This window comes from Brachybacterium sp. YJGR34, assembly GCF_003347015.1.
Taxonomy (GTDB): domain Bacteria; phylum Actinomycetota; class Actinomycetes; order Actinomycetales; family Dermabacteraceae; genus Brachybacterium.
Genome location: NZ_PNFB01000003.1, coordinates 243,677 through 267,139, shown reverse-complemented (window position 1 = coordinate 267,139; position 23,463 = coordinate 243,677). Strand labels below are relative to the sequence as shown.

Sequence of the window (23,463 nt, the reverse complement as noted above, 5' to 3'; positions counted from 1 at the left end):
GTCAGAAGCACCTGACCGCACCGATCCACAGGCCGGCCGCGCTCCGCGCCGGCGCGCCGGTCGGCTCAGCCCTGGGTCTGCAGGTCCCGTCGGCGGAAGCCGAGCAGCGCGAGGGCGTAGAGCACGAGCGCCGCCGCCGTCACCCCGAGCGCCCCGGCGCCGTCGAACTCCTCGACGAAGGGCGTGGAGACCCAGTGCAGCGGGGAGAGCCCCAGCGCGGCCTCGGGGAGGTCGAGCAGCTCCCCGAACATCGTCACGATGAGGACCACGGCGAGCAGCAGCCAGCTGAGCCCGGCGAGCCGCGGGACCCAGGCGTACAGCGCGGCCGAGAGCCCCGTGGCCACGAGCGTGGGCGGGGCGTAGGCGGCGAATGCCAGCAGGTAGTCCTGCAGCACCGGTTCCTCGACGCCCACGACGACGGCCCCGGCCCAGGTCGCGAGCACCGAGACGGCCAGCAGGGCGAGGACTCCGGCCGCGGAGACCAGCAGCTGCGCACCGAGCCAGCGCCGGCGCGACACCGGCGCGGCCAGGGTGAGCTCGAGCCGGGCGGAGCTCTCCTCGGCGCGGCACTGCCCGTGGGTGGTGACGATCCCGTAGGCCATCGTGCACAGCACCACGAACAGCAGCATCACCGCGAGGAAGGAGCTGATGAAGGTCGACGGATCCTCGCCGAAGAGAGCGCCCAGCGCCGGATTGGTCGCGACCAGCTCGGTGGCCATGTCCCCGAGGGTCTTCATGAGCGTGCCGGTCGCGAACCACATCAGGCCCATCCCGAGCAGGCACCACCCCAGCAGCCCGCGCTGCTGCCGCCACGCCATCGCCACCGGGCTCCGCAGCCAGGACGCCGCGCCCGCGGCTCCCGCACGATCGGCGAAGAGCCCCTGGCCGACGTCGCGCCGCCCGGCGAGGAACGCGGCCAGGACCAGCAGCAGCCCCGTCGCGGCCACGGCGAGCAGGAGCGGCCACCAGCGCAGGTCCACGTATGCGCGCATCTGCTGCGCCCAGGCCACGGGGGAGAACCAGGACAGCAGCGACCCCTCGAGCTCGACGAGGTCCCCCGCCGCCCGCACCACGAAGGCGAGGCCGAAGACGAGCAGGCCCAGCCCGGTGGCGCCCCGGGCGGAGGCGGTGATCTGGCAGGCCACGAGGGTCACCGCCCCGAAGACCAGCGCGACCAGGGCGCTGCCGACCATCATCGCCAGGCCGTCGACGTAGGAGGCGTCCTCCCCGATCATCGCGGCCGCCGATCCCGCGACCGCGATCACCAGGAGCAGGAGGGCCAGGGAGGCCAGCGTGGCGAGCACGGGGGCGTTCCGCCCCACGACGCTCGCCCGGACCAGCTCCTCACGCCCGCTCTCCTCCTCGGCGCGGGTGTGCCGCACGACGTGGAGGATGGCGAGGATCGACAGGGCGAGCACGATCCAGGTGGTGCCCTCGTTGGCGACCGCCACCATCGGCGTGTAGTCGTCCAGGCCGTATCCGGGCCCGCCCATGACGATGCCCGAGGGGGTGCGCATGACCTCGGCGCGCGCGGCGCGCGCGCTCTCGTCGAAGACGGTGCCGAGCGCCCAGGCGAAGTAGGCCACGAAGGCGGTGACCGACAGCGTCCACACGCTCATCCGCACCCGGTCCCGTCGCAGGATGTGCCGGAGGATCCGCCCGGTCCCGGCGGTGGTCGCCGCGAGCGAGGCGCTCTCGCCCGGGACGGGCGCGCGGTGCGTGGGATGGGTCGCGGTGCTCATCGTGCCGCCTCGCTCTCGAGCGCGGCGATGTCCTCGCCGTAGTGACGCATGAACAGGTCCTCGAGCGAGGGCGGCGTGGCCGTCAGGGAGCTGACGCCGAGCGCGGTGAGCGCCGCGAGCACCTCGCCGAGGGCGGTGTCGTCGACGTCCGCCGTGAGGCGCGTGCCGGCGCCGGCCTGCTCGGTGCGGGCGTCGTGGACGCCCTCGCGGGCCGCGACCGCGGCGGCGTCCCCGCCCACCACGGCGCTGACGCGCGTGCGGGTGAGGTGGCGGAGGCTCTCGAGGGTGCCCGATTCCACCGCGCGGCCGGCGCGGATGATGGTCACGGTGTCGCAGAGCTTCTCGACCTCGCTGAGGATGTGGCTGGACAGCAGCACGGCGCGTCCGCGCGCGGCGACCTGGCGCACCTCCTCGGTGAAGACGGCCTCCATCAGCGGGTCCAGGCCGGAGGTCGGCTCGTCGAGGACGAACAGCTCGGCATCGCTCGCGAGCGCGGCCACGAGCGCGACCTTCTGCCGGTTGCCCTTGGAGTAGGTGCGGGCCTTCTTGCGCGGGTCGAGCTCGAAGCGCTCGAGCAGCTCGTCGCGGCGCCGCGGATCGGGACGCCCGCGGAGCCGGCAGAGGTAGTCGATCGCCTCCCCGCCGGTGAGATTGGGCCACAGGGCCACGTCACCGGGGACGTAGGCGATGCGGCGGTGCAGGGCCACGGCATCGGCCCAGGGGTCGCCGCCGAAGAGGCGCACGGTGCCGGAGTCGGCGCGCAGCAGGCCCAGCAGGACGCGGATGGTGGTGGACTTGCCGGCGCCGTTGGGGCCGAGGAAGCCGCGCACCTCCCCCGCGCCGACGGTGAGGTCCAGGCCGTCCAGCGCGGTGAACGATCCGAAGGTCTTGGTGAGGTTCTGGATGTCGATGATCGACATGGGTGTCTCCACTCAGGGACGAGAAGGGAAGGGTCAGGAGTCGGTGGCCGCCGCGGAGGGCGGATCGGGCCGGGTCTCGCCGCCGGGCGCCCCCGCCAGCTGGTCCTCGACGCTGCGCAGCACGGTCTCGTCGGTGAAGAAGCCCTGGGTGTAGAGCTCGAGGGTGGGCAGAGCCATGTCCAGCTGGACCCGGCGCAGCAGGGCGCCGAGGTCCGTGCGCTCGCGCTCCGGGGACAGGAGCATCGAGACGAGCATCGAGCCGATGCCGGCATGGACCATGTACCGGGCGCGGGCGCGCTCGTCGCGGCTGGGACGCGCCAGGCCCCGCTCGATCGCATCGGCGATATAGCCCTCGGCGTCGTCGATCATGTGCTCGAGGAAGGCGCGTCCGAAGGCCCCGCCGTCGAGCACCGAGTGCAGGAGGTAGCCGGTCAGCGCGGCGTGCTCGTCGTGCGTCGGCAGCGTCCACATCGGCCGATGCTCCGCCGCCGCGTCGATGCTCTCGGCCTTCGTGCGGCGGATCGCGCGCCGCACCTCGTCGTCGCAGGCCGCGCGCAGCCCGTCCTTCGTCCCGAAGCGCTTGACGAGCAGCGCGGCGCTGACGTGCGCGTCCTTCGCGATCGCACGCAGGGAGGCGCCGAATCCGTCCCGGGCGAAGCGCCCGATCGCCGCCTCGACGATCGGGTCCGTGGTCGCGTCCTCCATGCGAGGGCCTCCTTCCGCTCCGGGGTTCGTGAACGCTCGTTCACGAAGGGTGGGACCGAGTGTAAACACGCGTTCACGCCCGGGGCAAGCAGGAGCTCCCCGGCGTGGCGTCGGACCTCACAGACCCCGCCCCGCCACCGCGGCCCGCGCCGGGAGTAGCGTGCGATCGACCCGGTGCCGCACCGGCACCGCCCGAGGAGCGAGGAGCTCGCATGACCGCGCAGGACGCGCCCGATCGAGACCGCGCGGACGAGGCGGCGCTGGACAACCCGGCCTGGTCCTCGCTGACCGGGCACCACGCGCATCTCGCGATCGGCGACGACCTCGTCCGGCGCTATCCCGAGGACGTCTCCCCCTTCGCGGGCGTGCGCGACTGGGAGGACCCCGCGGTGTGGGACGCGATCCTCGAGGTGCACGGGCACGGCGCGAGCGTGAGCGTCTCCCATGCCGAGCCGACCCTGCCCGAGGGCTGGACCTGGGAGTTCTCGCTCCCCGGCGTGCAGCTGGTCCAGACCGACCACCTGGCGACCCGGCCCTGCGCGGAGGCCGTCGAGCTCGGCGCGGCCGACAGCGCCGAGATGCTCGCCCTGGTCGAGCGCACCCAGCCGGGCCCCTTCCGCCCGCGCACCCACGAGATGGGCCGCTACGTGGGCATCCGCCGCCAGGGCCGGTTGATCGCGATGGCCGGCGAGCGCCTCCGTCCCGAGGGCTGGACCGAGATCAGTGCCGTCGCCGTCGACCCGGAGCACCGGCGCCAGGGGCTCGCCTCGGCCCTCGTGCTCGACGTCGCCTTCCACATCCAGCAGCGCGGAGACCGCGCCCTGCTGCACGCCGCGGCCTCGAACACCGCCGCGATCGCCGGCTACGAGAAGCTGGGCTTCGCGCTGCGCCGCCCGGTGACCTTCGGCGCCGTGCGCACGCCCTGAGAGCGCGGCCCCCACGGCCGGCGGCTACCGTCGGACCATGGACGATGCAGCCACCTGGCCCCGGAGCCTGCAGGACGTGGATCGCAGCGACGAGGCGCTGCGCGCCTGGGTCGCCGAGCGGATCCAGCGCCTCGACGCCGACGGGCGCCGCAGCGCCGACACCCACCTGGTCACCCTGGACCTGCCCGCGCACTGGGACATCCAGCTCTACCTCAAGGACGAGTCGACCCACGCCTCGGGCAGTCTGAAGCACCGCCTGGCCCGTTCGCTGTTCCTCCTCGCCCTGGTCAACGGGCAGCTGCGGCCCGGCATGCCGGTCATCGAGGCCTCCTCGGGCTCCACCGCCGTCAGCGAGGCGCACGTGGCGCGGATGCTCGACATCCCCTTCATCGCCGTCATCCCGCGCGGGACCAGCCGCCACAAGGTCTCCCTCATCGAGGCGGCGGGCGGGCGCTGCCACGTGGTCGAGAGCGCCGAGTGCATGAGCCGGGAGGCGCGGCGCCTGGCCGCGGAGCAGGGCGGGCTGTTCCTGGACCAGTTCACCCACGCCGAGCGGGCCACCGACTGGCGCGGCAACAACTCGATCGCGGTCAGCGCGCTGGCCCAGCTGGAGCTCGAGCCGCATCCCGTGCCGCGCTGGATCGTCGTCGGCGCCGGCACCGGCGGGACCAGTGCGACCTTCGGGCGCCTGCTGCGCTACCGGCGCCTGCCCACCGCGCTGTGCGTGGCCGACGTCGAGAACTCCGCCTTCTTCGACGGCTGGGTGCAGGGCGATCCGAGCGTGACCACCGAGCACGGCTCCCGCATCGAGGGGATCGGCCGGCCGCGGGTCGAGCCGAGCTTCGTGCCCGGGGTGGTGGACCGCATGATCCGCGTGCCCGACGCGGCCTCGGTCGCCGCCGCCCGCCACCTCTCGGACCACCTGGGCCGACGGGTCGGCGCGTCGACCGGCACGAACCTCGTCGCCTCCGCGCAGCTCATCGCCCAGATGCGCGCGCGGGGCGAGAACGGCTCGGTGCTCACTCTGCTGTGCGACCCCGGCGACCGCTACACCGACACCTACTTCGACGACGACTGGGTCGCCGCGCAGGGCTGGGACCTGGGGCCCTGGCGCGCGGCCCTCGAGAGGGAGCTGCCGCTCGGGCGGCGGTGAGCGGCGCCGACTCCGTGTGCCGGAGGAGTTTTCACCAGTTTTGATCTAGGATGACAGTCGGGAGTACGTCAAAACTAGGAGAAACCATGGACGACGTGACACCCCTCCTCGAGCGCGTCGCAGCGGGCGAAGCGGCGAACACCCTGGAGGGCGAGACCATCGACTTCAAGACCGTCGATCGCTCGGTCCCCGATGCTCTCGTCGACCTCGCTGAAGCCTCGGCATGCTTCGCGAATGCGAATGGCGGCATGATCGTCGTCGGCGTGAAGGATCGCGTTCCCGGCACCGACGCCTTCGTCGGCTCGCCGCTCGACTGCACGGCGACGGTCAACCGCATCTACGAAGTCACCGAGCCCTCCCTGATCGTGATCGCCCGTCCTCTGACCTTCCGGGGGTCGACCCTGACCATCATCACGGTCCCGCCGAGCCCGGATGTCCACCTGGTCAGGGGAATTGCTCGGGAACGCGTCGGGGATGCCTGCCGACCGATGTCTCCGCAGCGCATCGCCACCGTGCTCCAGGATCGTCGCGGCGAGGACTGGTCCGGCAAGGACTCCGGCATCCCGCTGGAGGATGTCTCACCACTCGCCGTGGAGATCGCACGAGAGATGCTTCGGCAGGCTGCCGATGAGGAACGTCGCTCCTGGGCGGCACTCCCCTGGCCCGATGTCTGCCGTCGCCTCGGCGCAGTGTCCGGCGAGAACCTGACCAACGGCGGACGCATGCTGTTCCGCGACGAGCAGACCGTCCATGTGCGCTATGTCCGCCGGACCCGCGCCTCAGGCCTGCTCAGCGCGAATGAGCAGATCACCGGGTCGGGGCTCTGGGCGATCCGTCGGACGCTGGAGTTCATCGAAGCGCAGGTGACTCGCACCGCCATCGTCCTACCGGGAGGTTCACAGCTGCTCATCGGCGACCTGCCGGAGGGCGCGCTTCGGGAGGCTGTGGTCAACGCCTTCATGCACCGGGATCATCGCGATCCCTCGCCGATCCAGATCGAGCACGGCGACGGCAGGCTGCGCCTCACCTCTCCGGGCGGCTTCGCACCCGGCGTCACCATCGAGAATGTGCTGACCGTCAGCAGTCGAAGCCGCAATCCTTCACTGGTCCAGGCGATTCGTGGTCTGGGCCTCGGAGAGGCGGCCGGCGTCGGGGTCGACCGGATGTATGCCGCCATGACGTCCGTCGGACACCAGCCTCCCGTGTTCATGACAGACGGCGACACGGTGGAGATCACTCTGGAGGGCGGCCCTCCCAATGAGCCGGTCACACGGTTCGTCGCGGCCCTCCCCGAGGACCAGCGAGAGGACCCCGACGCCCTCCTCGTGATGACATTCCTGCTCACGCACCGCACCGTCACCGCGCGCAGAATCGCTCCGATCCTCCAGAAGACCGACCGAGAGACCGAGAGCATCCTGATGCGCCTCTCGGCGCCCGGTGATGCCCTTCTCGAGCGCACCGCAGATTCAGCGCGCAGCAGGCAGGGAGAGTATCGCCTGGTCGGTCCCGCTGTCCGCGCTCTCGGGGCCGCGGTCACCTACCGCCGGCGCTCCGGCGACGACACGGACCGCAAAGTCGTCGAGATCGTCCGCGAAGCGGGGCAGATCAACGGGCGTATGGTCCAGACGATGTTCGACGTCAAGCCGGCGACAGCATCGCGCATTCTGTCGGACCTGGTGGACCGGCGCATCCTGGTCAAGACGAGCACAGCGACCCGCGGCCCCAGCGTCACATACGGACCGGGCGACCGTTTCCCCACCAGTCGCTCACAGCGTTCCTCCCGTCGGAGCGACGCAGGGAACCAGGAGGAGCTCGAGTTCGAGTGACCCGTTGCCGCCCGCGAGGACGACCTTGCCGCGGCCACCCTCTATCCCCCGCGCCCGCTGCTCTGTAGCGTGACCGTCGAGCAGAGACTCCCGGGAGGAGAACGGCGATGAGGACGAGAGACTTCGGGCGACTGGGCGCGGTGAGCGCGCTGACGCTCGGCGGCGGAGGCATCGGCGGCGTGTGGGGCGCGACCGACCGCGCCGAGGCCGTGGCCACCGTGCACGGGGCCCTCGAGGCGGGGGTGACCATGCTGGACCTGGCCCCCTCCTACGGCCCCGACCACGAGGCCGAGCGCGTGGCGGGCGAGGCGCTCGCCGGCCTCTCCTCGGCGGAGCATCCGCTGATCACGACCAAGGTCGAGGCCCCGGACGACGAGATCGCGCCCCACGACGTCCCCGCGCGGATCCGGGAGAGCCTGGCCGGCAGCCTGCAGCGGCTGGGTCGCGAGCAGGTGGATCTGCTGCTCCTGCACAGCCAGCTGCGGCCGCCGGGGGATGCGGCGCGCGCTCCGCGCACTGCCGGCTGGTCGGTCTTCCAGGAGCAGGTCCTGCCCACCTTCCTCGCGCTGCGCGAGGAGGGGCTGATCCGGGACTGGGGGCTGACCGGAGTGGGCCATCCCGCCGCGGTGCTCGAGGCCCTGGCCGGCGAGGAGACGCCCGGTGCCGTCCAGGTGGTGGTCAATGCGCTGGACCTGTCCGGGGACATGTGGATCTTCGGCGAGCAGGCCACCCCGCGCAACGGCGAGATCCTGGCCTCGGCCCGCCGCGCCGGGGTGCCCGTGATCGGCATCCGCGCAGTCGCCGCGGGTGCTCTGACCGGGGGCATCGATCGCGCGGTCGATCCCGGCCACCCCGTCGTCGCCGAGTACGAGCGCGCCGCGGGCTTCCGCGAGCTCGCCGCCGAGCTCGGCGAGTCCCCTGCCGCGCTGGCGCATCGCTGCGCGCTGGACGTGGACGGGGTGGCGACCGTGGTGCTCGGGGTCAAGAACCGCGAGGAGCTGGAGGAATGCCTCGACGCCGAGCGACGCGGTCCGCTCAGCGGCGAGGAGCGGCGGGCCGTGGCGGCGCTGCGCGCCGGGCGCTGAGCGCCCCTCAGGTGAAGGCGCTGAGGCCCGTGATCGCCCGTCCCACGATCAGCGACTGCATGGTGTCGGTGCCCTCGTAGGTGTGCAGGGCCTCGAGGTCGCTGCGGTGGCGGACCACGCGGTTCTCGAGCAGGATCCCGGAGCCGCCCAGCATGTCGCGGGCGTCGGAGGCGATCTCACGGGCGGTGCGGGTGGCGAACACCTTGGCCAGCGAGGCCTGTTCGGGGTGCAGCGCCCCCTCGGCCTCGAGCTCCGCCAGGCGCCGGCAGTACAGCTGCATCGCCGTCAGGGACTGCAGCATGCTCGCCAGCCGCACCTGGATGGACTGCGCCTTCGCGAGCGGCCGACCGAACTGGATGCGGGTGGTGGCGTGCTCGAGGGCGGCCTCGTAGCAGGCGGTCGCATGCCCCAGCGCGCCCCAGGCCACGCCGGCGCGGGTGGCGAAGAGGACCCGCGAGGTGTCCGCGAAGGATCGGGCGCCGGGCAGGCGCGCCCCGAGCGGGACGTGCACCTCGTCGAGGGTGATGTGGGCCTGGTCGATGGCGCGCAGGGCGACCTTCCCGCGGATCACCTCGGCCTCGTAGCCGGGCCGGTCCTGCTCGACGAGGAAGCCGCTGACCCGGCCGTGCAGCACCTCGTCCTCGGGATCCTCGACGCGGGCCCAGACCACGGTGAGGTGGCAGCCGGCACCGTTGCCGATCCAGCGCTTCTGCCCGCTCAGCACCCACTGCTCCCCCTCGCGGCGGGCCACGGTCTCCAGCGAGACGGAATCGGAGCCGTGGTCCGGCTCGGTGAGTGCGAAACCGGCATGCTCGGTGCCGCGCGCGATCGGCTCGACCCAGCGCCGCTTCTGCTCCTCGGAGCCCAGCCACAGGATCGAGCGCAGCGCGAGGCCGCCCTGGACGCCCACCATGGTGCCCACGGAGCCGTCGATCCGGGAGAGCTCCATGGTGACCAGGCCGGTCGCGAGCGGCGAGAGGCGACGGTGGCCGGGGACGTCGAGCCCGTCGGTCAGCAGGTCCAGCTCGCCGAGGCGGCCGATCAGCGCGCGCGGGTACTCGCCGCGGTCCCACCAGTCGTTGATCTGCGGGAGCACCTCGGCCGCGAGGGAGCGGGCGTCGCGCCAGGCCGCGAGGTCCTCCCCGGCGACGTCCTGGAAGAGGGCGAAGTGGTCCGCCGTCGCGGGCAGCAGCTCCGCGGCGGTGACGGCGTCGGCGTCGGGCGGGGAGACGACGGCCCGGTCCGTGACCACGGAGGGGCTGCGGTGCTCGGCAGCGGGGCCGAGGTCGCCGCCGATGCCCAGGACTCCCGGGGCCGGGGCGCTGGTGGGCGTGGGGTCGGTGCTGGTCATCAGTGCATCCTCTCGATGATGAGGGCCATGCCCTGGCCGCCGCCGACGCACAGGGTCGCCAGGCCCAGCTGGCCGTCGCGCTCCTGCAGGCCGTGGAGCAGGGTGGTGGTCATGCGGGCTCCCGTCGAGCCCCAGGGGTGGCCGAGCGCGATCGCGCCGCCGTGGACGTTGAGCCTGTCGTGGTCGAGGCCGAGGTCCTCGGCGGCGGGCAGCACCTGGGCGGCGAAGGCCTCGTTGAGCTCGACCAGGTCGATGTCGGCGATGCTCATCGAGGCGTTCGCCAGGGCGCGGCGGGTGGCCTCGACCGGGCCGAGGCCCATGATCTCGGGGCTGAGGCCGGAGACTCCGGTGGCGACGATGCGGGCCAGCGGCGTGATCCCCAGCTCCCGCGCGCGGTCGTCGGCGAGGATCGCGAGCGCGGCGGCGCCGTCGCTCAGCGGGCAGCAGTTGCCGGCGGTGACCGTGCCGCCCGGGCGGAAGACGGGGTCGAGCGCGCCCATGGCCTCGAGCGTCGCCCCGGGGCGCGGGGAGTCGTCGGCCGTGACGAGGGTGCCGTCCGGGAGGGCGACGGGGGTGATGTCGCGTGCCGCGGAACCGCCCGCGATCGCCGCCTCGGCCCGGGCCTGGGAGCGCAGGGCGTAGGCGTCCTGGTCCGCGCGGGTGATGCCGCGCAGCTCGGCCACGTTCTCCGCGGTCTGGCCCATCTGGATGTAGGCGTCGGGGAGCTCGCCGTCCTCGCGCGGATCGTGCCAGGGCGCGGGGAGCTCGCGGGCGGCGCGGCGGGCGGTGCGCTCCCAGGCCTCGCGGAAGAGCGGATTGCGGGCCTCGGGGTCCAGGAGCTGTCCGCTGCTCTGCGAGATCGACTCGACGCCCGCGGAGATCACCGCCTGCGCCTCCCCGGCGCGGATGGCATGGAAGGCGGCGCGGGTGCTCTGCAGTGAGGAGGCGCAGAAGCGGGTCACGGTCGCCCCGGGCACGGCGTCCAGGCCCAGCTGGATCGCGACGGTGCGGGCGAGGTTGCCGCCCTGGCGGCCCTCGGGGATCGCGCAGCCCAGCAGCAGGTCGTCGAGGCTCTCCGGGTCCAGCTGCGGGACCTGGTCGAGGACGGCGCGGACCATCTGGCGGCGAGGTCGTCCGGGCGGAGGTCCGCGAGCGAGCCCTTCCGGGCGCGTCCGATCGGTGACCGGGCGGCGGCGACGACGACGGCTTCGGGCACGGAGTCTCCTTCGACGGCGGATCACGCGGACGCATCACGCCCGGCGCGGGTCCGGCATCGGGGCCGACGGCGACGGCGTCCTCGATGACGGGCCGTTGGTGATACTACGGGTTGCAGGTATCCGGGGGAAGGGGGCGCGCTCACCGCTCACGGTCGCTGTGATGCCGGCCGTCCCGCCGCGCACCTGCGAGACTCTCCCCATGACCAGCACGGACCGTGCCTTCACGATCGACACCCCCGCCCTCGAGGACGTCCCGGCCCTCGCCCGCCTGCACGTGCGCGGCTGGGAGGTCGCCTACGGACACCTGCTCGAGGGCGACGAGTGGTTCGGCGAGCAGGCGATCGCGCGCCGCATCCGGCACTGGACGCTGTGGCTGACGCCGGGGAACCCCGCATCCGACGGCGGCACCTTCCGCATCGGCCGCGACGGGACCGGCCGGCCGATCGGGCTGGCCGCATCCTGGGCGCCGCGGGATCCGCAGCCCGTGCGGCCGCGCGAGCTGTCCGTGCTCTACCTCGACCCGGACTGGTTCGGCAGCGGCCTGGCCCGCGCCCTCGCCGAGGAGATCCTCCAGGGCGAGGGCGCCAGCGTGTGGGTCGCCGAGGACAACCCTCGGGCACGCCGGTTCTACGAGAAGCTCGGCTTCGTGGCCGACGGGGCCACCCACGTGGAGGAGCAGCTGGGCGGGCTCAGGGACCTGCGGATGGTGCGGTGAGGGACTCTCCCAGCACGGCGGTCATGACCAGCATCTCGTGCTCCGCCCCGGCGGGCCGGGAACGGTCCGTCTCGACGAACCCCAGCCTGGTCAGCAGTCGGCGCGAGGCGTAGTTCCAGTCCCACACGGTGGCCTGCAGGCGCGGGATCCCGGCCCCGCGCGCCCAGGCCATCACGGCCCGGCCGGCCTCGGTCGCGTAGCCGGCGCCCTGCGCCCTGCGCAGCAGCTCGACGGCGAGCTCCGGCCCCGGGTGCTCGTCCCCGAGGGCGGCGGCGCCGGGACCGTCCTCGACCAGTCCGCAGTAGCCGATCACCTCCCCCGTGGCCCGGATCTCGAGGGCGGGCAGCCCCAGTCCGCCGGGGCGGTGGGCCTGGCGCCGGATCGAGGCCTCGAGGTCCTCGAGGCTCGGGCGGCCGTCCTCGTCGATCCGGCGGTGCGGCGGGACGCGGGGGTCACGCTCGGCCCAGAGCGCGCGCAGGACCACCGCCTCCTTCGGGCGCCACGGCCGCAGCCACAGGCGCTCCGTCGCGAGCAGCACCCCGTCGCGCGCATCCACCGCGTCCTCGTCCTCCATGCCCATCACCTCTCGCCCTCGATCGCGTCCCAGGATCCGACCACAGGATGACCTCCCCGCGCTCCCGGGCGGACGCGCCGCGCGGCGAGCGCGAGGACAGTGGAGGCATGAGAGACGCGACCATCGCCACCAGCCGGACCCGAGCCACCACCGACCTCATCGACTACCGCCCGCTGCCCGAGGAGTGGGGCGACCTGGAGTCGCTGCGGGCCCTGCGCGCCACCCGGACCCGCGCCGGCGCCCGCGGCCTGGACCCCAGCACGCTCGAGCTCATCGTCGCCCCTGCCGCGGCCCCCGGCCCGGCCGACCCCGCGGCGCGGCCCGCGCGCCGTCGCGGCCTGCTCGCGCTGCTGGGCCGCGGGCACGGGACGCACCGGCGCACCGGGCACGGCGGCGGGCACCTCGCCACCGCCTGAGCCGGACGCCGTGGCGGTGAGGACTCGGCCGCCGGACCCGGGGCGCCGGCAGGACATGACGATCACTGTCGGAATACGGCCAGGCTCGTCGCTATGGGGCCCACCTGGACGCATTCCGACACTGATCGTCATCGACCGGCCACTGCATGGAGGGATCGACCGTCGGCGCCCGTGCCATCGGCCGTCGCCACGGCCTAGGATCACCGCCATGAGCGAGCACCCCGCGACCGAGCCCACCCCCGGGAACCGCCTGGCCGCCGAGCGCACCGACTACCTCACCGGGTCCCTCGCCGACGATGCGCCCGAGGACCCGATCGCGCTCTTCGACGCCTGGCTGGACGCGGCCTTCGCCCGTCGCGCCGAGCACGGCGATCTCAGCGATCCGTCCGCCGTGGTGCTCTCGACGGTCGCCCTCGACGCCGCGGGCGCCCCGTCCCCGCGCTCGCGGACCGTGCTGCTCAAGGATCATGACGCCGAGGGCTTCGTCGTCTACACCAACCTGCGCTCCGCCAAGGCGCGCGAGATCGCGGCGACCCCGCGGGCCGCGCTGCTGATGCCCTGGTACGCGCTGCAGCGCCAGGTGCGCATCGAGGGGGCCGCCGCACCGGTCCCCGCCGCGGTCTCCGACGCCTACTGGGCGCGGCGCCCGCGCGGCGCCCAGCTGGGCGCCTGGGCCTCCCAGCAGTCGGAGGAGATCGCCTCCCGGGAGGATCTCGAGCAACAGTACGCCGAGGTCGAGGCGCGCTTCGCGGACGGTCCGGTGCCGCGGCCCGCGCACTGGGGCGGGCTGCGGGTGCAGGCCGAGCGCATGGAGTTCTGGCAGGGCCGCGAGCACCGCTTCCACGACCGGATCGCGTACCTCCGGACGGCGGGCGGTGCCTGGAGCCGGCACCGACTGCAGCCCTGAGCGCCGGCGGTCGCCGGCGCCGGGCCCCTCAGTCCACGTGCCGCAGGAACCGCTGCGGGGAGTCCAGGAAGCTGCGCCAGGTGCGCACCAGCTCGAGATCGTCGTAGTCGCTGCGGCGCAGCCCCCAGGTGCCCACCTCGTAGAGGTCCGCGCCGGGCAGCGCCGCGAGCACCGGGGAGTGGGTGGACAGGATGACCTGCGATCCGGTGCCGACCAGGTCCCGCAGGAGCCCCAGCAGGGCCAGGCAGCCGGGCAGCGACAGTGCCGACTCCGGCTCGTCCAGCACCCACAGCCCGCGCGATCGGGACCGCTCGGCGACGATCTCGAGGAACGACTCCCCGTGGCTGCGCTCATGCATCATCCCGCCCACGCCGATCTCCTCGTAGTACGTGAACAGGGAGTGCATGGTCTCGGCCCGCAGGAAGAAGCCCGAGCGCGGAGCGCCCGCACCGCGGACCAGCTGCAGGTGATCGGCCAGCGGCGACTCGGTGGCGCGGGTGGCGTGCTGCGCGCCGGTGCCGCCGCCCTCGGGATTCAGGCCGTACGCCGCGGCGATCGCCTCGACGAGGGTGGACTTCCCGGCACCGTTGTCCCCGGTCAGCACCGTGGACGCCCCGAGCACCAGGCCGCCCTCGAGGACCTGGCGCACCGGTGGCAGGGTCGCCGGCCACACGGAGAGGTCCGCGGGTGCCTCGGGATGGGCACGCACCTCCCGCAGCGGGAGCACCGGGCCGTCGAGCAGGCCGGGCATCAGCGCCTCCCCCGGCACCACGACGGGGTGGGGGCGGGAGGGCGGGTCCGGCGCGCTGTCATGGTCAGAGCATGCCAGGCAGCCCCGACGCGCCGGCTCGCCTGCCTGCGGATGGCCGCTCGGCGACGGATCGGCGAACACCTGAGGACGCCTCGGAGAGCGCCCTGGGATCCCCCGGGGCCTCGCCCTACCGTGGCCGTATGCAGACCGAGACCTGGCACCATCCCGTCGGCCTCACCCATGACGCCGGGTGGGAGCTCGGCGTGCGTCGCACCCTTCCCGCCCCCGACCAGGACGTCTGGCGGCGCCTGCTGTCCGAGTGGCTCCCGCAGTGGCTGGGCGTCGAGTCCGTCCCGCAGATGGTGGGCGCCCCGCTGCGCCGCGGGACCGCGGCGTGCGGCCGCGTGGTCGGCTGCCATATGGGCCGACGGGTGCGCCTGCGCTGGCAGCCCGAGGCCCTCGATCACGAGACGGTGTTCCAGGTGACGCTGCAGGAGGCCGCGGGCGGCACGGTGCTCGCGGTCCACCAGGAACGGCTGCTGGGGCCGGCCGAGCGCCAGGGACTGCTCGAGCACTGGACCACGGTCCTCGATCAGCTGGTCGCCGACTACCGGCGCGAGACCGTCCGCGGGCGCGACCTGCCCGGCTGAGCCGACGCCGCGGCCTCTCAGTCCTCCGGCGGCGCGTGGACGAGAGCGCCCTCCCCCTCGGGGATGGCCGCCCCCTCGCGCAGCTGCTCGATCCGGGCCACGTCGATGTCGACCCCGCCGTCGATCCCCGCGACCGTGCCGTCGAAGCGCAGCTGCCACACCGCCCAGTCCTCCTGCTCGGGCCGCTGGCCAGCGGCGAACAGCCAGTCCGGCCGCGAGTCGGTGACCGGGAGCCCGTAGTGCGCGCGCCACTCGGAGGAGGAGTAGATGACCAGGCGCCGCCCCCACGCCTCCTCGACGATCGCGGTGAACTCGTCGATCTCGGTCTGGGCGTGCGCCGCCTCGGGCCGCTCCTCGCAGGCCCCGTCGAACTCGAGGTCCAGCGCCGGTGGCAGCGCCCCGTCCACCGGGGGCGCCGCGGCGAGGAAGTCCTCCGCCTGCTCGGCGCCCGGGGAGCACAGCGTGAAGTAGTGGTAGGCGCCGGGGGTGATGCCGGCCCCCTCGGCCCCGTCCCAATTGGCGCGGAAGTGGGAGTCGACGAAGCCGGAGCCCTCGGTCGCCTTGACGTACGCGAAGGCGACGCCGTCGGCGGCGACCTGGTCCCAGGCGATGTCGCCCTGATGGCTGGAGACGTCGATGCCCAGGACCTCGTCCGGTGCGAGCTCGATCCCCTCGGGCAGGTTCGCGGCGACCGCCGCGTCCTGGGCGGTGGCGGGGACGGTCATCGCCTCGTCGTCGGCGACGAAGGGCTCCCGGTCCGCGATCGCCTCGTCGGCGCCCCGACCTGCGGCCTCCTCGCCGCCGCGCAGCGCGCCGATCATGCTGACGGTGCATCCGCCGACGGCGAGCACGAGCAGCACGGCGATCGCTCCGGCGACGATCTGACGGCGGCGGACCTGCTCAGGTGTGAAACGGGGCACGGTGCGGAGGTTACCCGAGCCGGTGCCGGCGGGCCGGGAGATGACGGCGCGGGCCTGTCGACCGCGGCACCGCCCGGATCAGCGGGCGAACACCTCGACGAAGGCGCGCAGGAGGCGGGGCGGCTGGTCCGCGCTGCGGCGGCGGAGGGTCGCGAAGAGCTCCTCCATCTGGTCCGGGGAGAAGTACCCGTGGTCGCGGTAGGCGCGCGCCCGCTCGATGGTGGAGGGGATGTCCAGCTCCGGATGGAACTGGGTGGCGTACTGGCGGGTGCCCACGCGGAACATCTGCACCGGGCAGGTGGTCCCCGAGACCAGCACGGTCGCGTGATCGGGCAGGGTGTGCACCGCCTCCTTGTGGCCCACGATCCCGTCGAAGGACTTGCTCAGTCCCGCCGCCTCGATCAACGGGTCCCGCCGCCCCGCGGGCGTGAGGGTCGCCTCGACGACGCCCAGCGGTTCGCCGTGGACGGTGTCGACGAGGGCGCCCTGGTGGGTGCCGAGAGTGCCGATGCCGTAGCAGGCGCCGAGGAAGGGGAGGTCGGCGGCGATCACCTGGTCCAGGATCCGGAAGATCTCCTGCTCCGCCCTGATCTGCGCGGCGGGCTTGGACTCCACCGGGTCGGAGACGGTGAAGGGGCTGCCGCACAGGATGATCCCGGAGATGTCCTCCATGGCGAGGTCGGGGAAGGGATCGCGGTCCAGCCGGGCCCACAGCAGCTCGTCCTCGGCGAGACCGGTGAACGACAGCACCGCCTGGCGCTCGGTGAGGGCGACGTCGTCCTCGGGGCGGGTGGCGATCTGCACGAACGGTTTCACGACCGCATGCTAGCGGGCGCGGCAGGGAGCCCGGGACCGTAGTGTGTCTCTCGTCCCGACCTCGAAGGAGATGCCGTGACCGCCTCGGCCACCGCCCGTCCGTCCTCCGCTCCCGCCGCGCTGCCGCACGCCGCCGTCCGGGACGTCGCCGCGATGCTGCCGGAGTGGCTCGAGACCCAGCGCCGTCTGCGCCGCCAGACCGGGATCCAGGCCGCGATCTGGCACGACGGCCAGCTGATCACCGAGGTCGCCGTGGGGCCTGCCGACGTCTCGGCCGATCTGCCGCTGACCACCGCGCACCGCCTGCGGATCGCCTCGCACTCGAAGATGATCACCGCCCTGGCCGTGATGCGGCTGCGGGAGCAGGGGCGGCTGCGCCTGGACGACACCGTCGGCGAGCGCGTGGCGGAGCTGGCCGGCTCTCCCGTCGCGGACCGCACCCTGCGCGACCTGCTCTCCCACTCCTCGGGCCTGACCCGGGACTCCGCGGACTCGCGGTGGTGGCGCCTGGGCACTCCCTTCCCGGAGCGCGAGCAGCTGCTGGAGATCGCGCGCACCGGCGCCGTCACGGCGGAGGCGGGGCTGCACCTGCAGTACTCGAACATCGGCTACGGCCTGCTGGGCCTGGTCATCGAGGAGGTCACCGGGCAGGACTTCGCCGCGGCGGTCACCGCGCTGGTGCTCGACCCGGTGGGGGTGGAGGGCATCGGCCCGGACCTCCCGGCGGACGCCCCCGGTCCGGAGACGCCCGGGGGCTTCGCCGCCGGACACACCTCCCTCCTGCACGGCCCGCGGCGGGTGGTGGAGCAGATCCCCACCGGTGCGCTCGCGGCCGCGACCGGCTTCTGGGCGAGCGCGGGGAGCATCGCGCGCTTCGCCGGGGAGGTGCTCACCGGTGATGCGCTGCTGACGCCGGGCTCCCTGCGGGAGATGCGCCGACGGGTCTGGTCCCTGCACGACGGCGGCCAGTACGGGCTGGGGCTGCAGGAGGGCCGGTTGCACGGCTTCACGGTGATCGGCCACTCCGGGGGCTTCCCGACGGGCCTGTCCCGCACCTGGGCCGCGCCGAGAGAACGCCTGGTGGTAAGCGTGATCGGGACCGCCGTGGACGCGCCGAGCTCCGAGCTGGCCCTGGGGATCCTGGGGCTGCTCTCCCTCGCGGCGGGCCGGCCGGCACCGAGCGCCGAGGAGTGGGAGAGCCCCGGGGCGCAGGGCGGCGGCTCCGACGGTCGGCCGCGCCCGGCGGTGCTGTCCGCCCAGGCCGCGGTGGAGCCGGCCGCGGCCGGGAGTGCGCTGAGCGCCGAGGAGCTCACGGAGGTCCTCACCGGCACCTACGACTCGCTGTGGGGCCGCACGCGGCTGACGCGTCTGGGTGTGCGGCTGTTCGCGCTGGACGAGGCGTCCGCGGACCCGGCGGCGACGGCGCTCGAGCTATCCGTCGGCGCGGTGCGCGAGGACCCGATCGCGCCGGGCGCGGAGGCGGTGGAGCTCCCGGCCTGGGGCGATTCGGGCTACGGGAGCTGGTCCGAGCCCCTGCTGGCGCGCCTCGGGAGGAGCACGGGGGACGGGACCGTGCGCTGCACGGCCCTGATCAGCACCGGGCAGGTGCTCACGCCGAGCGCGGACTTCACGATGCCCGAGCGGGTGGTCGCGCCGTGACCGGGCCGGAGAGCGGCGGCGCCGCGGGCGGCGGTGCGGCGGGCGGCGGTGCGCCGCTGGTCGCCGGTCACCCGATGCCGCCGCTGCTCGCCGAGGCCGCCGACCCGGGCCTCGTCGCCTGGCGCGACGACCTGCCGGGGATCGTGGAGGAACTGCTCGCCCGGTGGTCGCTGACGCCGTCGGCCCCGTTCCGCCCCGGAGGCTCCTCGGCCTGGGTGGCGCCTGTCCGGGAGGTCGACGGCTCCGAGCGGGTGCTGAAGGTGGCCTGGGCCCATGACGAGGCCCGCGACGAGGCGGCGGGGATGGTCGCCTGGCAGGGGCGGGGGGCCGCGCGGGTGCATCGCAGCGAGCGTCGGGGCGCGACGGCGGCCCTGCTGCTGGACCGGGTGCGTCCCGGGACGCCGCTCGCGCAGCTGCTGACCTGGCCCGAGCGCGACGAGATCGTGGTCGCCGTGGCGCGGCAGCTCTGGGTGCGACCGGAGGAGCTGCTGCCCACGTCCGAGGCCGGACAGTTCCGGACGCTCAGCTCGATGTGCGCGTGGTGGGCGGACGGGGCGCAGGAGCGCGCGGAGGCCGGTCTCTCCTCGCTCCCCGCCGACGTCACGGCCCACGGCCTCGCCCTGTTCCGCGAGCTGCCCCGGCAGTGGGACGGCGAGCAGGTGCTCCTGGCGACCGATCTGCATCCGTCCAACGTGCTGGCCGCCGGCGAGGGCTCCGAGCGGCGCTGGGTGCTCATCGACCCGAAGCCGTACGTGGGCGATCCGCACTACGACCTGCTGCAGCACATGTTCAATGATCCCGAGCGCCTGGCCGCGGAGCCGAGCCGCTTCGCCGGGAGGATGGCATCCCTCGCGGGCCTGGACCCGGCGCGGGCACGCCGTTGGCTGCTGGCGCGCTGCGTCCAGGAGTCCGCGGGCATGGAGGGCGCGGCGCAGGCGGCGCTGAGGCTGGTGGCCGACGGGGTGGAGTGACCAGGACGGGAGCTACGGCACGCCGTCCGGGTCCGGGCCGTGCTCCCGGCCCCGGCTCCGGCTCCGGTCCCGTCCTCGGGGCCAGATCAGGGGCGGGGGGACGGTGGTGCGGCGGGCGCCGGAGTGCCCGGTCCAGGTCACGCTGTGGCCGGGACGTCCCAGGGCGCGCTCGCGGAGGACGGCCGCGGTGTCGTCCTCCTTCTGGTTGCAGTGCGCACAGACCTGCTGTCCGTTCGCCAGGCTCGTCGGCCCGCCCCGCGCGTGGGGGACGATGTGATCGGCCTGCCGGGCGTGGGCGTTGCAGAACGGGCCCCGGCACCGCAGGTCCCGGCGCGACAGGAACCTCTTCATCCCCGGCGGGAAGACCCGCGAGCGCGCATCCATCGCCACCAGCTCCCCCGTGGTGGGGTGGGTGTAGAGGCGGCGGATCATCACCCGCACCGCCGGTCCGTCGGCCCCGAAGGGATCCTCGCCCTGCGGGGTCTCCAGCGCAGCACGGATCTGGGCCCGTACGGACACCGCCGGCACCGGTCCGTACCCCTCCAGCTGCGCGACCTCCCCGGCCTCGGGACGGAACAGCGCCCGGTCGGTGATGACCACGCCCAGCTCGAGCGTCACCGGCTCCGCCTCCGCGTCCCGTGAGAGCAGGCGCGCCACGAGCTCATCGGCCATCTGCGCCCCGTGCCCCTCCCGGGATCCCTCGCTGCGCGCCCGCTCCGCCGCCAGCGCCAGCTTCTTGCGGATCAGCTCCGCCTCCATCGCCGGCAGATGCGCGCTCAGCGTCGCCATCCCGTGCCGTCCCGGCGTCAGCGTGACATGGCGCCGCGGCACCGAGCGACGGTGACGCTCCCTCTCCCCCTCCGGGTCCGTCTCCGCCGCGATCACCGCCACCGCGTCCTTGACCTGCCGCGTCCCGGCCGAATCGAGGTCCGCGAGTCGCCGCCCCAGCTGCTCGTCCACCGCCGAGAGCGTCTCCGGGGACAGCACCGCGCCCGCGTCCGCCGCCGCATACACCGCGTCCGCGCCCAGCTTCCCCTCCCCCAGTGCGCTCATCATCGACGGCATCGACTCCACCAGTCGCTGCGCCGAGCCCAGCGTCCGCCCCGCACGATGCGGCGACCTCCGCGTGATCAGCGACAGATCCCGCCGCGTCACCCGATCCGCGTCCTCGTGCACCGCCCCCACCGCCGGGGCCCTGCCCTCCCCGCGCGCCGCGCGGTCCCGCGCCGCGGCCAGCCGCTCCCGCCGCGTCACGTCCCGCAGGGCGACCAGCGTCCGCGCCTCCAGCGCATCGACCGCTCCGCGCGTGCTCTGCAGCGCCTCCAGCAGCACCGTGAACGCGCCGCGGGCCCGCGCATCCGTCGCGAACAGCTCGCCGCGGTCCGCCGCGAGAGCCTGCAGCACCCCGGCCATCGCCGTGAACAGATCCGTCAGCCCCTCGGTCCCCCGCCCCCGGACGGCACCGGCGAGAGCCTCGGGGGAGAAATCCCCCTCAGGCCCCGGACACCACGACGAATTCGACATGGACACATCATCCCCGGCACCCCCGACAGGCGAAACACCCCCTCGGGCCGTCGACATCCCGCACCCCTCGCGACGCCGCCCTCGCCCTACGGGCCACCAGGTCAGAAGGCGCTTCGACGCGCCAGGACACCCGCCCATCCACTCGCCGGAGCGGTGGACAACCCTCCTCTGTGGAGGAAAGACGGAATTCCGCCCACCCTCATGTGTGGAAAACCCAGCGGTGGGGAGGAACAATGCGCGCGCCGTCAGCGGTCCCCGGACCACTCGCTCCTCAGGATCGACATGATGACCTCGTCGTGGCGACGGCCGTTGAAGAGCACGGCGTCGCGGCGCCGACCCTCCTCGACGAACCCGGCCTTGCGGTAGGCGGCGATGCCGCGGGTGTTGAACGCCCAGGTGTGCAGCTCGATGCGGTGCAGTCCCAGCTGGAGGAAGCCGTAGCCGACCATCACGCGCAGCGCGTCGGAGCCGTGCCCGTGGCCCTGGAACGCGGGGCCGAGGATGATCGCCAGGGTGGCCGTCTGGTTGACGGAGTCGCGGCCGAAGAGGGTGACGTGGCCGATGAACTCGCCCGTCTCCCGGTGCTCGATGCTGAACCCGACGGCATCGGGCGTGCGATTGGCGCTCCACTGGGTGAACAGGTCCGAGACGCCTCCGGCGGGCCAGGGCTGCACCGTCGAGTTCTGGAGCACCACGACCGCGGGGTCGAACCACCACTGCTCGAGGGAGAGCAGGTCGTCCTGCCGCAGAGCACGCAGGCGGACGGTGCGACCGGTGAGCAGATTCTCGGCGTAGTCGACGGCCTGATCGACGTCGACGAGCTGATCGAACGGCGAGACGTGGTCCATCGGAACACGCTATCAACGCCGCCGGCGGCGCCAGGAGCGACGCTCCCGACGCATGGCCCACACTGGGCGGATGACGACTCTCGCCGACTTCACCGCCACCACCCTCTCCGGCACCGAGCAGCCGCTCGCCGAGCACCTCGGCGCCGTGGTGCTCGTGGTCAACACCGCCAGCCGGTGCGGCCTGACGCCGCAGTACGCCGGGCTGCAGGAGCTGCACGAGCGCTACCGGGACCAGGGCCTGACGGTGCTGGGCTTCCCCTGCGACCAGTTCATGCACCAGGAGCCCGGGACCGCGGCGGAAATCGCCGAGTTCTGCGAGGTCACCTACGGCGTCACCTTCCCGATGTTCGCGAAGATCGACGTCAACGGCGAGGGGGCGCATCCGCTCTACCGCTGGCTGACCGGGGCGCACGGGGACGTCCCCGCCGGCGAGATCGAGTGGAACTTCGGGAAGTTCCTGCTGGGCCGGGACGGCACCGTGCTGCGCCGCTACGCCCCGAGCGTCGAGCCGGCCGACGTCGCCGGCGACGTCGAGGAGGCTCTGGCCGCCGAGGGCTGAGGCTCAGCCGTCCCGACCCGCCCCCTGGCCCGCTGCGCGGGCGACGCAGCTGGAGACCTCCCGCCGGGTCGCCATCGCCCCGGCCCGCTCGCGGGCGGGGTGGACGGCGTTGGTCAGCAGCACCACGATCGTGTCGCTGAGCGGGTCGATGACCATCGAGGTGCCGGTGAAGCCGGTGTGCACGCCGGACCAGGGACTCGTGAGCCCGCCGTGGTAGCGCGGCGCCTCCAGCTCGGGGCCGAGGCCGCGCCGCGCCCCGCCCGGCCCGGTGATCGCCGCGATGCGGTCGGTGAACATCGCCTCCACCGTCGCCGGCCGCAGGATCCGCGCCTCGCCGTGCTGCCCGCCGCCCAGCAGCATCTGTCCCAGGATCGCGAGGTCGCCGGCGGTGGAGAACAGCCCGGCGTGCCCGGCGACGCCCCCGAGGGCGGCGGCGTTCTCGTCGTGGACGCGCCCGCGCAGGATCTCCCCGTCGGCCGCGGAGAACTCGGTGGCGGCGATGCGGGGACGCAGCGCGGCGGGCGGGCGGAACATCGTCTCGCCCATGCCGAGCGGTCCGGTGATGTGCTCGCGCACGTGACCATCCAGCCGCTGACCCGTGAGCTCCTCGACCAGCCATCCCAGCGTGATCGGCCCCAGGTCGCTGTACACGTAGGACTCGCCGGGGCCCGTGCTCGGTGCGGCGGTCAGCACCGCCTCCCGCTGCGCCGCGGGATCCGGCCCCACGGCGCCGAGGTCGATCAGGGCGGGGAGGCCGCTGACGTGGGTGAGCAGGTGTGCGACGGTGACCTGCTCCTTCCCGCCCGTCGCGAAGCGCGGCAGATGCCGGGCCACGGGGTCCTCGAGCCCCAGCACCCCCTGTTCGACGAGCTGCAGGACCGCGACGGCGGTGACGATCTTCGTCAGCGAGGCGATGTCGTAGAGGGTGTCCGTGCGGGCGGGGACCCGCTGCCCCGCGGGCAGCGGGGTCGCGGCGTCCTGCCAGCCCACCGCCCAGCCCTCCGCGTGCTCGAGGACGACCGCCCCGCGCGAGGCCACCAGCACGCTCGCCCCGGCGAAGCGCGGCGGCTGGTGCTCCAGACCCTCCCGGAGGATGGCAGGGATCCGGGCGAGCTCGTCGGCGTCGAGGCCGACGGCGCCCGGCGCCGCCCGCTGCAGGGGCGCCGACGGCGGGCGCCGGGCCCACGGCGCGGCGGCGGAGGGACGGAGCTCCGGGGACGGGGCCATG

At 74.0% G+C, this 23,463-nt stretch carries 22 protein-coding genes and 1 pseudogene; 11 read left to right on the top strand and 12 right to left on the bottom strand.

Annotation, left to right across the window (positions count from 1 at the left end):
* Positions 1-65: 65 nt before the first annotated feature.
* From CXH06_RS05145 to CXH06_RS05135, 3 genes are read right to left on the bottom strand one after another with little or no spacing between them, the layout of a single operon-like run.
* Positions 66-1,742, bottom strand: coding sequence for an ABC transporter permease (locus CXH06_RS05145; protein ID WP_114854073.1), 1,677 nt, complete (start codon positions 1,740-1,742; stop codon positions 66-68).
* A complete protein-coding gene (locus CXH06_RS05140; RefSeq protein WP_114854072.1) occupies positions 1,739-2,662 on the bottom strand; it encodes an ABC transporter ATP-binding protein in 924 nt (307 codons plus the stop codon). Before CXH06_RS05140 ends, CXH06_RS05145 begins: the two co-directional genes overlap by 4 nt.
* A 33-nt stretch (positions 2,663-2,695) precedes the next feature.
* Positions 2,696-3,367: a TetR/AcrR family transcriptional regulator gene (locus tag CXH06_RS05135; RefSeq protein WP_114854071.1), complete on the bottom strand. Its 672-nt coding sequence runs from the start codon at positions 3,365-3,367 to the stop codon at positions 2,696-2,698.
* A 212-nt stretch (positions 3,368-3,579) separates the two neighbouring features.
* Here CXH06_RS05135 and CXH06_RS05130 point away from each other — a divergent pair, with 212 nt between their 5' ends.
* The 4 genes from CXH06_RS05130 (at position 3,580) to CXH06_RS05115 (ending at position 8,357) form a co-directional block, all read left to right on the top strand.
* Positions 3,580-4,293: a GNAT family N-acetyltransferase gene (locus CXH06_RS05130; protein ID WP_114854070.1), complete on the top strand. Its 714-nt coding sequence runs from the start codon at positions 3,580-3,582 to the stop codon at positions 4,291-4,293.
* Between the two features lie 37 nt (positions 4,294-4,330).
* The gene (locus tag CXH06_RS05125) at positions 4,331-5,446 is read left to right on the top strand and encodes a PLP-dependent cysteine synthase family protein (protein ID WP_114854069.1); all 1,116 of its coding nucleotides are present in this window, start codon (positions 4,331-4,333) and stop codon (positions 5,444-5,446) included.
* Between the two features lie 86 nt (positions 5,447-5,532).
* On the top strand, positions 5,533-7,272 hold the full coding sequence (locus tag CXH06_RS05120; RefSeq protein ID WP_198684010.1) for an ATP-binding protein: 1,740 nt from the start codon (positions 5,533-5,535) through the stop codon (positions 7,270-7,272).
* A 107-nt stretch (positions 7,273-7,379) separates the two neighbouring features.
* The gene (locus CXH06_RS05115; RefSeq protein ID WP_114854067.1) at positions 7,380-8,357 is read left to right on the top strand and encodes an aldo/keto reductase; all 978 of its coding nucleotides are present in this window, start codon (positions 7,380-7,382) and stop codon (positions 8,355-8,357) included.
* 7 nt (positions 8,358-8,364) lie between these two features.
* On the opposite strand, the gene CXH06_RS05110 is transcribed toward CXH06_RS05115, so the two are convergent.
* Complete coding sequence (locus CXH06_RS05110) at positions 8,365-9,708, bottom strand: acyl-CoA dehydrogenase family protein (RefSeq protein WP_114854066.1); 1,344 nt, start codon at positions 9,706-9,708, stop codon at positions 8,365-8,367.
* Positions 9,708-10,924 (bottom strand): annotated as a pseudogene (locus tag CXH06_RS05105) (acetyl-CoA C-acetyltransferase). Before CXH06_RS05105 ends, CXH06_RS05110 begins: the two are co-directional and overlap by 1 nt.
* A 200-nt stretch (positions 10,925-11,124) precedes the next feature.
* Between CXH06_RS05105 and CXH06_RS05100 the strand changes: the two are divergent.
* Positions 11,125-11,640: an N-acetyltransferase gene (locus CXH06_RS05100; RefSeq protein ID WP_232820203.1), complete on the top strand. Its 516-nt coding sequence runs from the start codon at positions 11,125-11,127 to the stop codon at positions 11,638-11,640.
* Here CXH06_RS05100 and CXH06_RS05095 read toward each other — a convergent pair.
* Complete coding sequence (locus tag CXH06_RS05095) at positions 11,615-12,214, bottom strand: GNAT family N-acetyltransferase (RefSeq protein ID WP_198684009.1); 600 nt, start codon at positions 12,212-12,214, stop codon at positions 11,615-11,617. The two genes, CXH06_RS05100 and CXH06_RS05095, sit on opposite strands and share 26 nt — an antisense overlap.
* A 107-nt stretch (positions 12,215-12,321) precedes the next feature.
* On the opposite strand from CXH06_RS05095, the gene CXH06_RS05090 reads away from it, so the two are divergent.
* Entirely contained in the window at positions 12,322-12,630 is a 309-nt protein-coding gene (locus CXH06_RS05090) for a hypothetical protein (RefSeq protein ID WP_157975606.1), read from the top strand.
* A 208-nt stretch (positions 12,631-12,838) separates the two neighbouring features.
* On the top strand, positions 12,839-13,537 hold the full coding sequence (pdxH, locus tag CXH06_RS05085) for a pyridoxamine 5'-phosphate oxidase (RefSeq protein WP_114854095.1): 699 nt from the start codon (positions 12,839-12,841) through the stop codon (positions 13,535-13,537).
* 28 nt (positions 13,538-13,565) lie between these two features.
* Here the strand turns inward: pdxH and CXH06_RS05080 are convergent, their stop codons facing one another.
* Complete coding sequence (locus CXH06_RS05080) at positions 13,566-14,288, bottom strand: AAA family ATPase (protein ID WP_114854063.1); 723 nt, start codon at positions 14,286-14,288, stop codon at positions 13,566-13,568.
* 200 nt (positions 14,289-14,488) lie between these two features.
* Between CXH06_RS05080 and CXH06_RS05075 the strand changes: the two genes are divergently transcribed.
* Positions 14,489-14,938 (top strand): SRPBCC domain-containing protein, encoded by a 450-nt coding sequence (locus tag CXH06_RS05075; RefSeq protein WP_114854062.1) that lies wholly within the window; start codon positions 14,489-14,491, stop codon positions 14,936-14,938.
* A gap of 17 nt (positions 14,939-14,955) precedes the next feature.
* On the opposite strand, the gene CXH06_RS05070 is transcribed toward CXH06_RS05075, so the two are convergent.
* Positions 14,956-15,858 carry a glycoside hydrolase family 25 protein gene (locus CXH06_RS05070; RefSeq protein ID WP_114854061.1) on the bottom strand — a complete coding sequence of 301 codons (903 nt, stop codon included), beginning with the start codon at positions 15,856-15,858 and terminating at the stop codon, positions 14,956-14,958.
* Positions 15,859-15,936: 78 nt separating this feature from the next.
* On the bottom strand, positions 15,937-16,674 hold the full coding sequence (locus CXH06_RS05065; protein ID WP_114854060.1) for a glutamine amidotransferase: 738 nt from the start codon (positions 16,672-16,674) through the stop codon (positions 15,937-15,939).
* Positions 16,675-16,749: 75 nt separating this feature from the next.
* Between CXH06_RS05065 and CXH06_RS05060 the strand changes: the two genes are divergently transcribed.
* Together CXH06_RS05060 and CXH06_RS05055 are read left to right on the top strand one after the other, a co-directional pair.
* Complete coding sequence (locus tag CXH06_RS05060) at positions 16,750-18,333, top strand: serine hydrolase (protein ID WP_232820202.1); 1,584 nt, start codon at positions 16,750-16,752, stop codon at positions 18,331-18,333.
* Complete coding sequence (locus tag CXH06_RS05055) at positions 18,330-19,304, top strand: aminoglycoside phosphotransferase family protein (RefSeq protein ID WP_232820201.1); 975 nt, start codon at positions 18,330-18,332, stop codon at positions 19,302-19,304. The genes CXH06_RS05060 and CXH06_RS05055 overlap by 4 nt, the downstream gene beginning before the upstream one ends.
* Positions 19,305-19,316: 12 nt before the next feature.
* Here CXH06_RS05055 and CXH06_RS05050 read toward each other — a convergent pair whose 3' ends face one another.
* Together CXH06_RS05050 and CXH06_RS05045 are read right to left on the bottom strand one after the other, a co-directional pair.
* Positions 19,317-20,828 carry a DUF222 domain-containing protein gene (locus CXH06_RS05050; RefSeq protein ID WP_198684008.1) on the bottom strand — a complete coding sequence of 504 codons (1,512 nt, stop codon included), beginning with the start codon at positions 20,826-20,828 and terminating at the stop codon, positions 19,317-19,319.
* Positions 20,829-21,073: 245 nt separating this feature from the next.
* A complete protein-coding gene (locus CXH06_RS05045) occupies positions 21,074-21,676 on the bottom strand; it encodes a GNAT family N-acetyltransferase (RefSeq protein ID WP_114854058.1) in 603 nt (200 codons plus the stop codon).
* A gap of 70 nt (positions 21,677-21,746) precedes the next feature.
* Between CXH06_RS05045 and CXH06_RS05040 the strand changes: the two genes are divergently transcribed.
* The gene (locus CXH06_RS05040) at positions 21,747-22,235 is read left to right on the top strand and encodes a glutathione peroxidase (RefSeq protein WP_114854057.1); all 489 of its coding nucleotides are present in this window, start codon (positions 21,747-21,749) and stop codon (positions 22,233-22,235) included.
* Positions 22,236-22,238: 3 nt separating this feature from the next.
* On the opposite strand, the gene CXH06_RS05035 is transcribed toward CXH06_RS05040, so the two are convergent.
* Positions 22,239-23,462, bottom strand: coding sequence for a serine hydrolase (locus CXH06_RS05035; protein ID WP_114854056.1), 1,224 nt, complete (start codon positions 23,460-23,462; stop codon positions 22,239-22,241).
* Position 23,463 lies beyond the last annotated feature (1 nt).

What these genes read in the sequence shown, in the direction of transcription:
- CXH06_RS05145 (WP_114854073.1), bottom strand. Translation starts at nt 1,742, where the DNA reads ATGAGCACCGCGACCCATCCCACGCACCGCGCGCCCGTCCCGGGCGAG.
- CXH06_RS05140 (WP_114854072.1), bottom strand. Translation starts at nt 2,662, where the DNA reads ATGTCGATCATCGACATCCAGAACCTCACCAAGACCTTCGGATCGTTC.
- CXH06_RS05135 (WP_114854071.1), bottom strand. Translation starts at nt 3,367, where the DNA reads ATGGAGGACGCGACCACGGACCCGATCGTCGAGGCGGCGATCGGGCGC.
- CXH06_RS05130 (WP_114854070.1), top strand. Translation starts at nt 3,580, where the DNA reads ATGACCGCGCAGGACGCGCCCGATCGAGACCGCGCGGACGAGGCGGCG.
- CXH06_RS05125 (WP_114854069.1), top strand. Translation starts at nt 4,331, where the DNA reads ATGGACGATGCAGCCACCTGGCCCCGGAGCCTGCAGGACGTGGATCGC.
- CXH06_RS05120 (WP_198684010.1), top strand. Translation starts at nt 5,533, where the DNA reads ATGGACGACGTGACACCCCTCCTCGAGCGCGTCGCAGCGGGCGAAGCG.
- CXH06_RS05115 (WP_114854067.1), top strand. Translation starts at nt 7,380, where the DNA reads ATGAGGACGAGAGACTTCGGGCGACTGGGCGCGGTGAGCGCGCTGACG.
- CXH06_RS05110 (WP_114854066.1), bottom strand. Translation starts at nt 9,708, where the DNA reads ATGACCAGCACCGACCCCACGCCCACCAGCGCCCCGGCCCCGGGAGTC.
- CXH06_RS05100 (WP_232820203.1), top strand. Translation starts at nt 11,125, where the DNA reads ATGACCAGCACGGACCGTGCCTTCACGATCGACACCCCCGCCCTCGAG.
- CXH06_RS05095 (WP_198684009.1), bottom strand. Translation starts at nt 12,214, where the DNA reads ATGGAGGACGAGGACGCGGTGGATGCGCGCGACGGGGTGCTGCTCGCG.
- CXH06_RS05090 (WP_157975606.1), top strand. Translation starts at nt 12,322, where the DNA reads ATGAGAGACGCGACCATCGCCACCAGCCGGACCCGAGCCACCACCGAC.
- pdxH (WP_114854095.1), top strand. Translation starts at nt 12,839, where the DNA reads ATGAGCGAGCACCCCGCGACCGAGCCCACCCCCGGGAACCGCCTGGCC.
- CXH06_RS05080 (WP_114854063.1), bottom strand. Translation starts at nt 14,288, where the DNA reads ATGCCCGGCCTGCTCGACGGCCCGGTGCTCCCGCTGCGGGAGGTGCGT.
- CXH06_RS05075 (WP_114854062.1), top strand. Translation starts at nt 14,489, where the DNA reads ATGCAGACCGAGACCTGGCACCATCCCGTCGGCCTCACCCATGACGCC.
- CXH06_RS05050 (WP_198684008.1), bottom strand. Translation starts at nt 20,828, where the DNA reads ATGTCGAATTCGTCGTGGTGTCCGGGGCCTGAGGGGGATTTCTCCCCC.
- CXH06_RS05045 (WP_114854058.1), bottom strand. Translation starts at nt 21,676, where the DNA reads ATGGACCACGTCTCGCCGTTCGATCAGCTCGTCGACGTCGATCAGGCC.
- CXH06_RS05040 (WP_114854057.1), top strand. Translation starts at nt 21,747, where the DNA reads ATGACGACTCTCGCCGACTTCACCGCCACCACCCTCTCCGGCACCGAG.
- CXH06_RS05035 (WP_114854056.1), bottom strand. Translation starts at nt 23,462, where the DNA reads ATGGCCCCGTCCCCGGAGCTCCGTCCCTCCGCCGCCGCGCCGTGGGCC.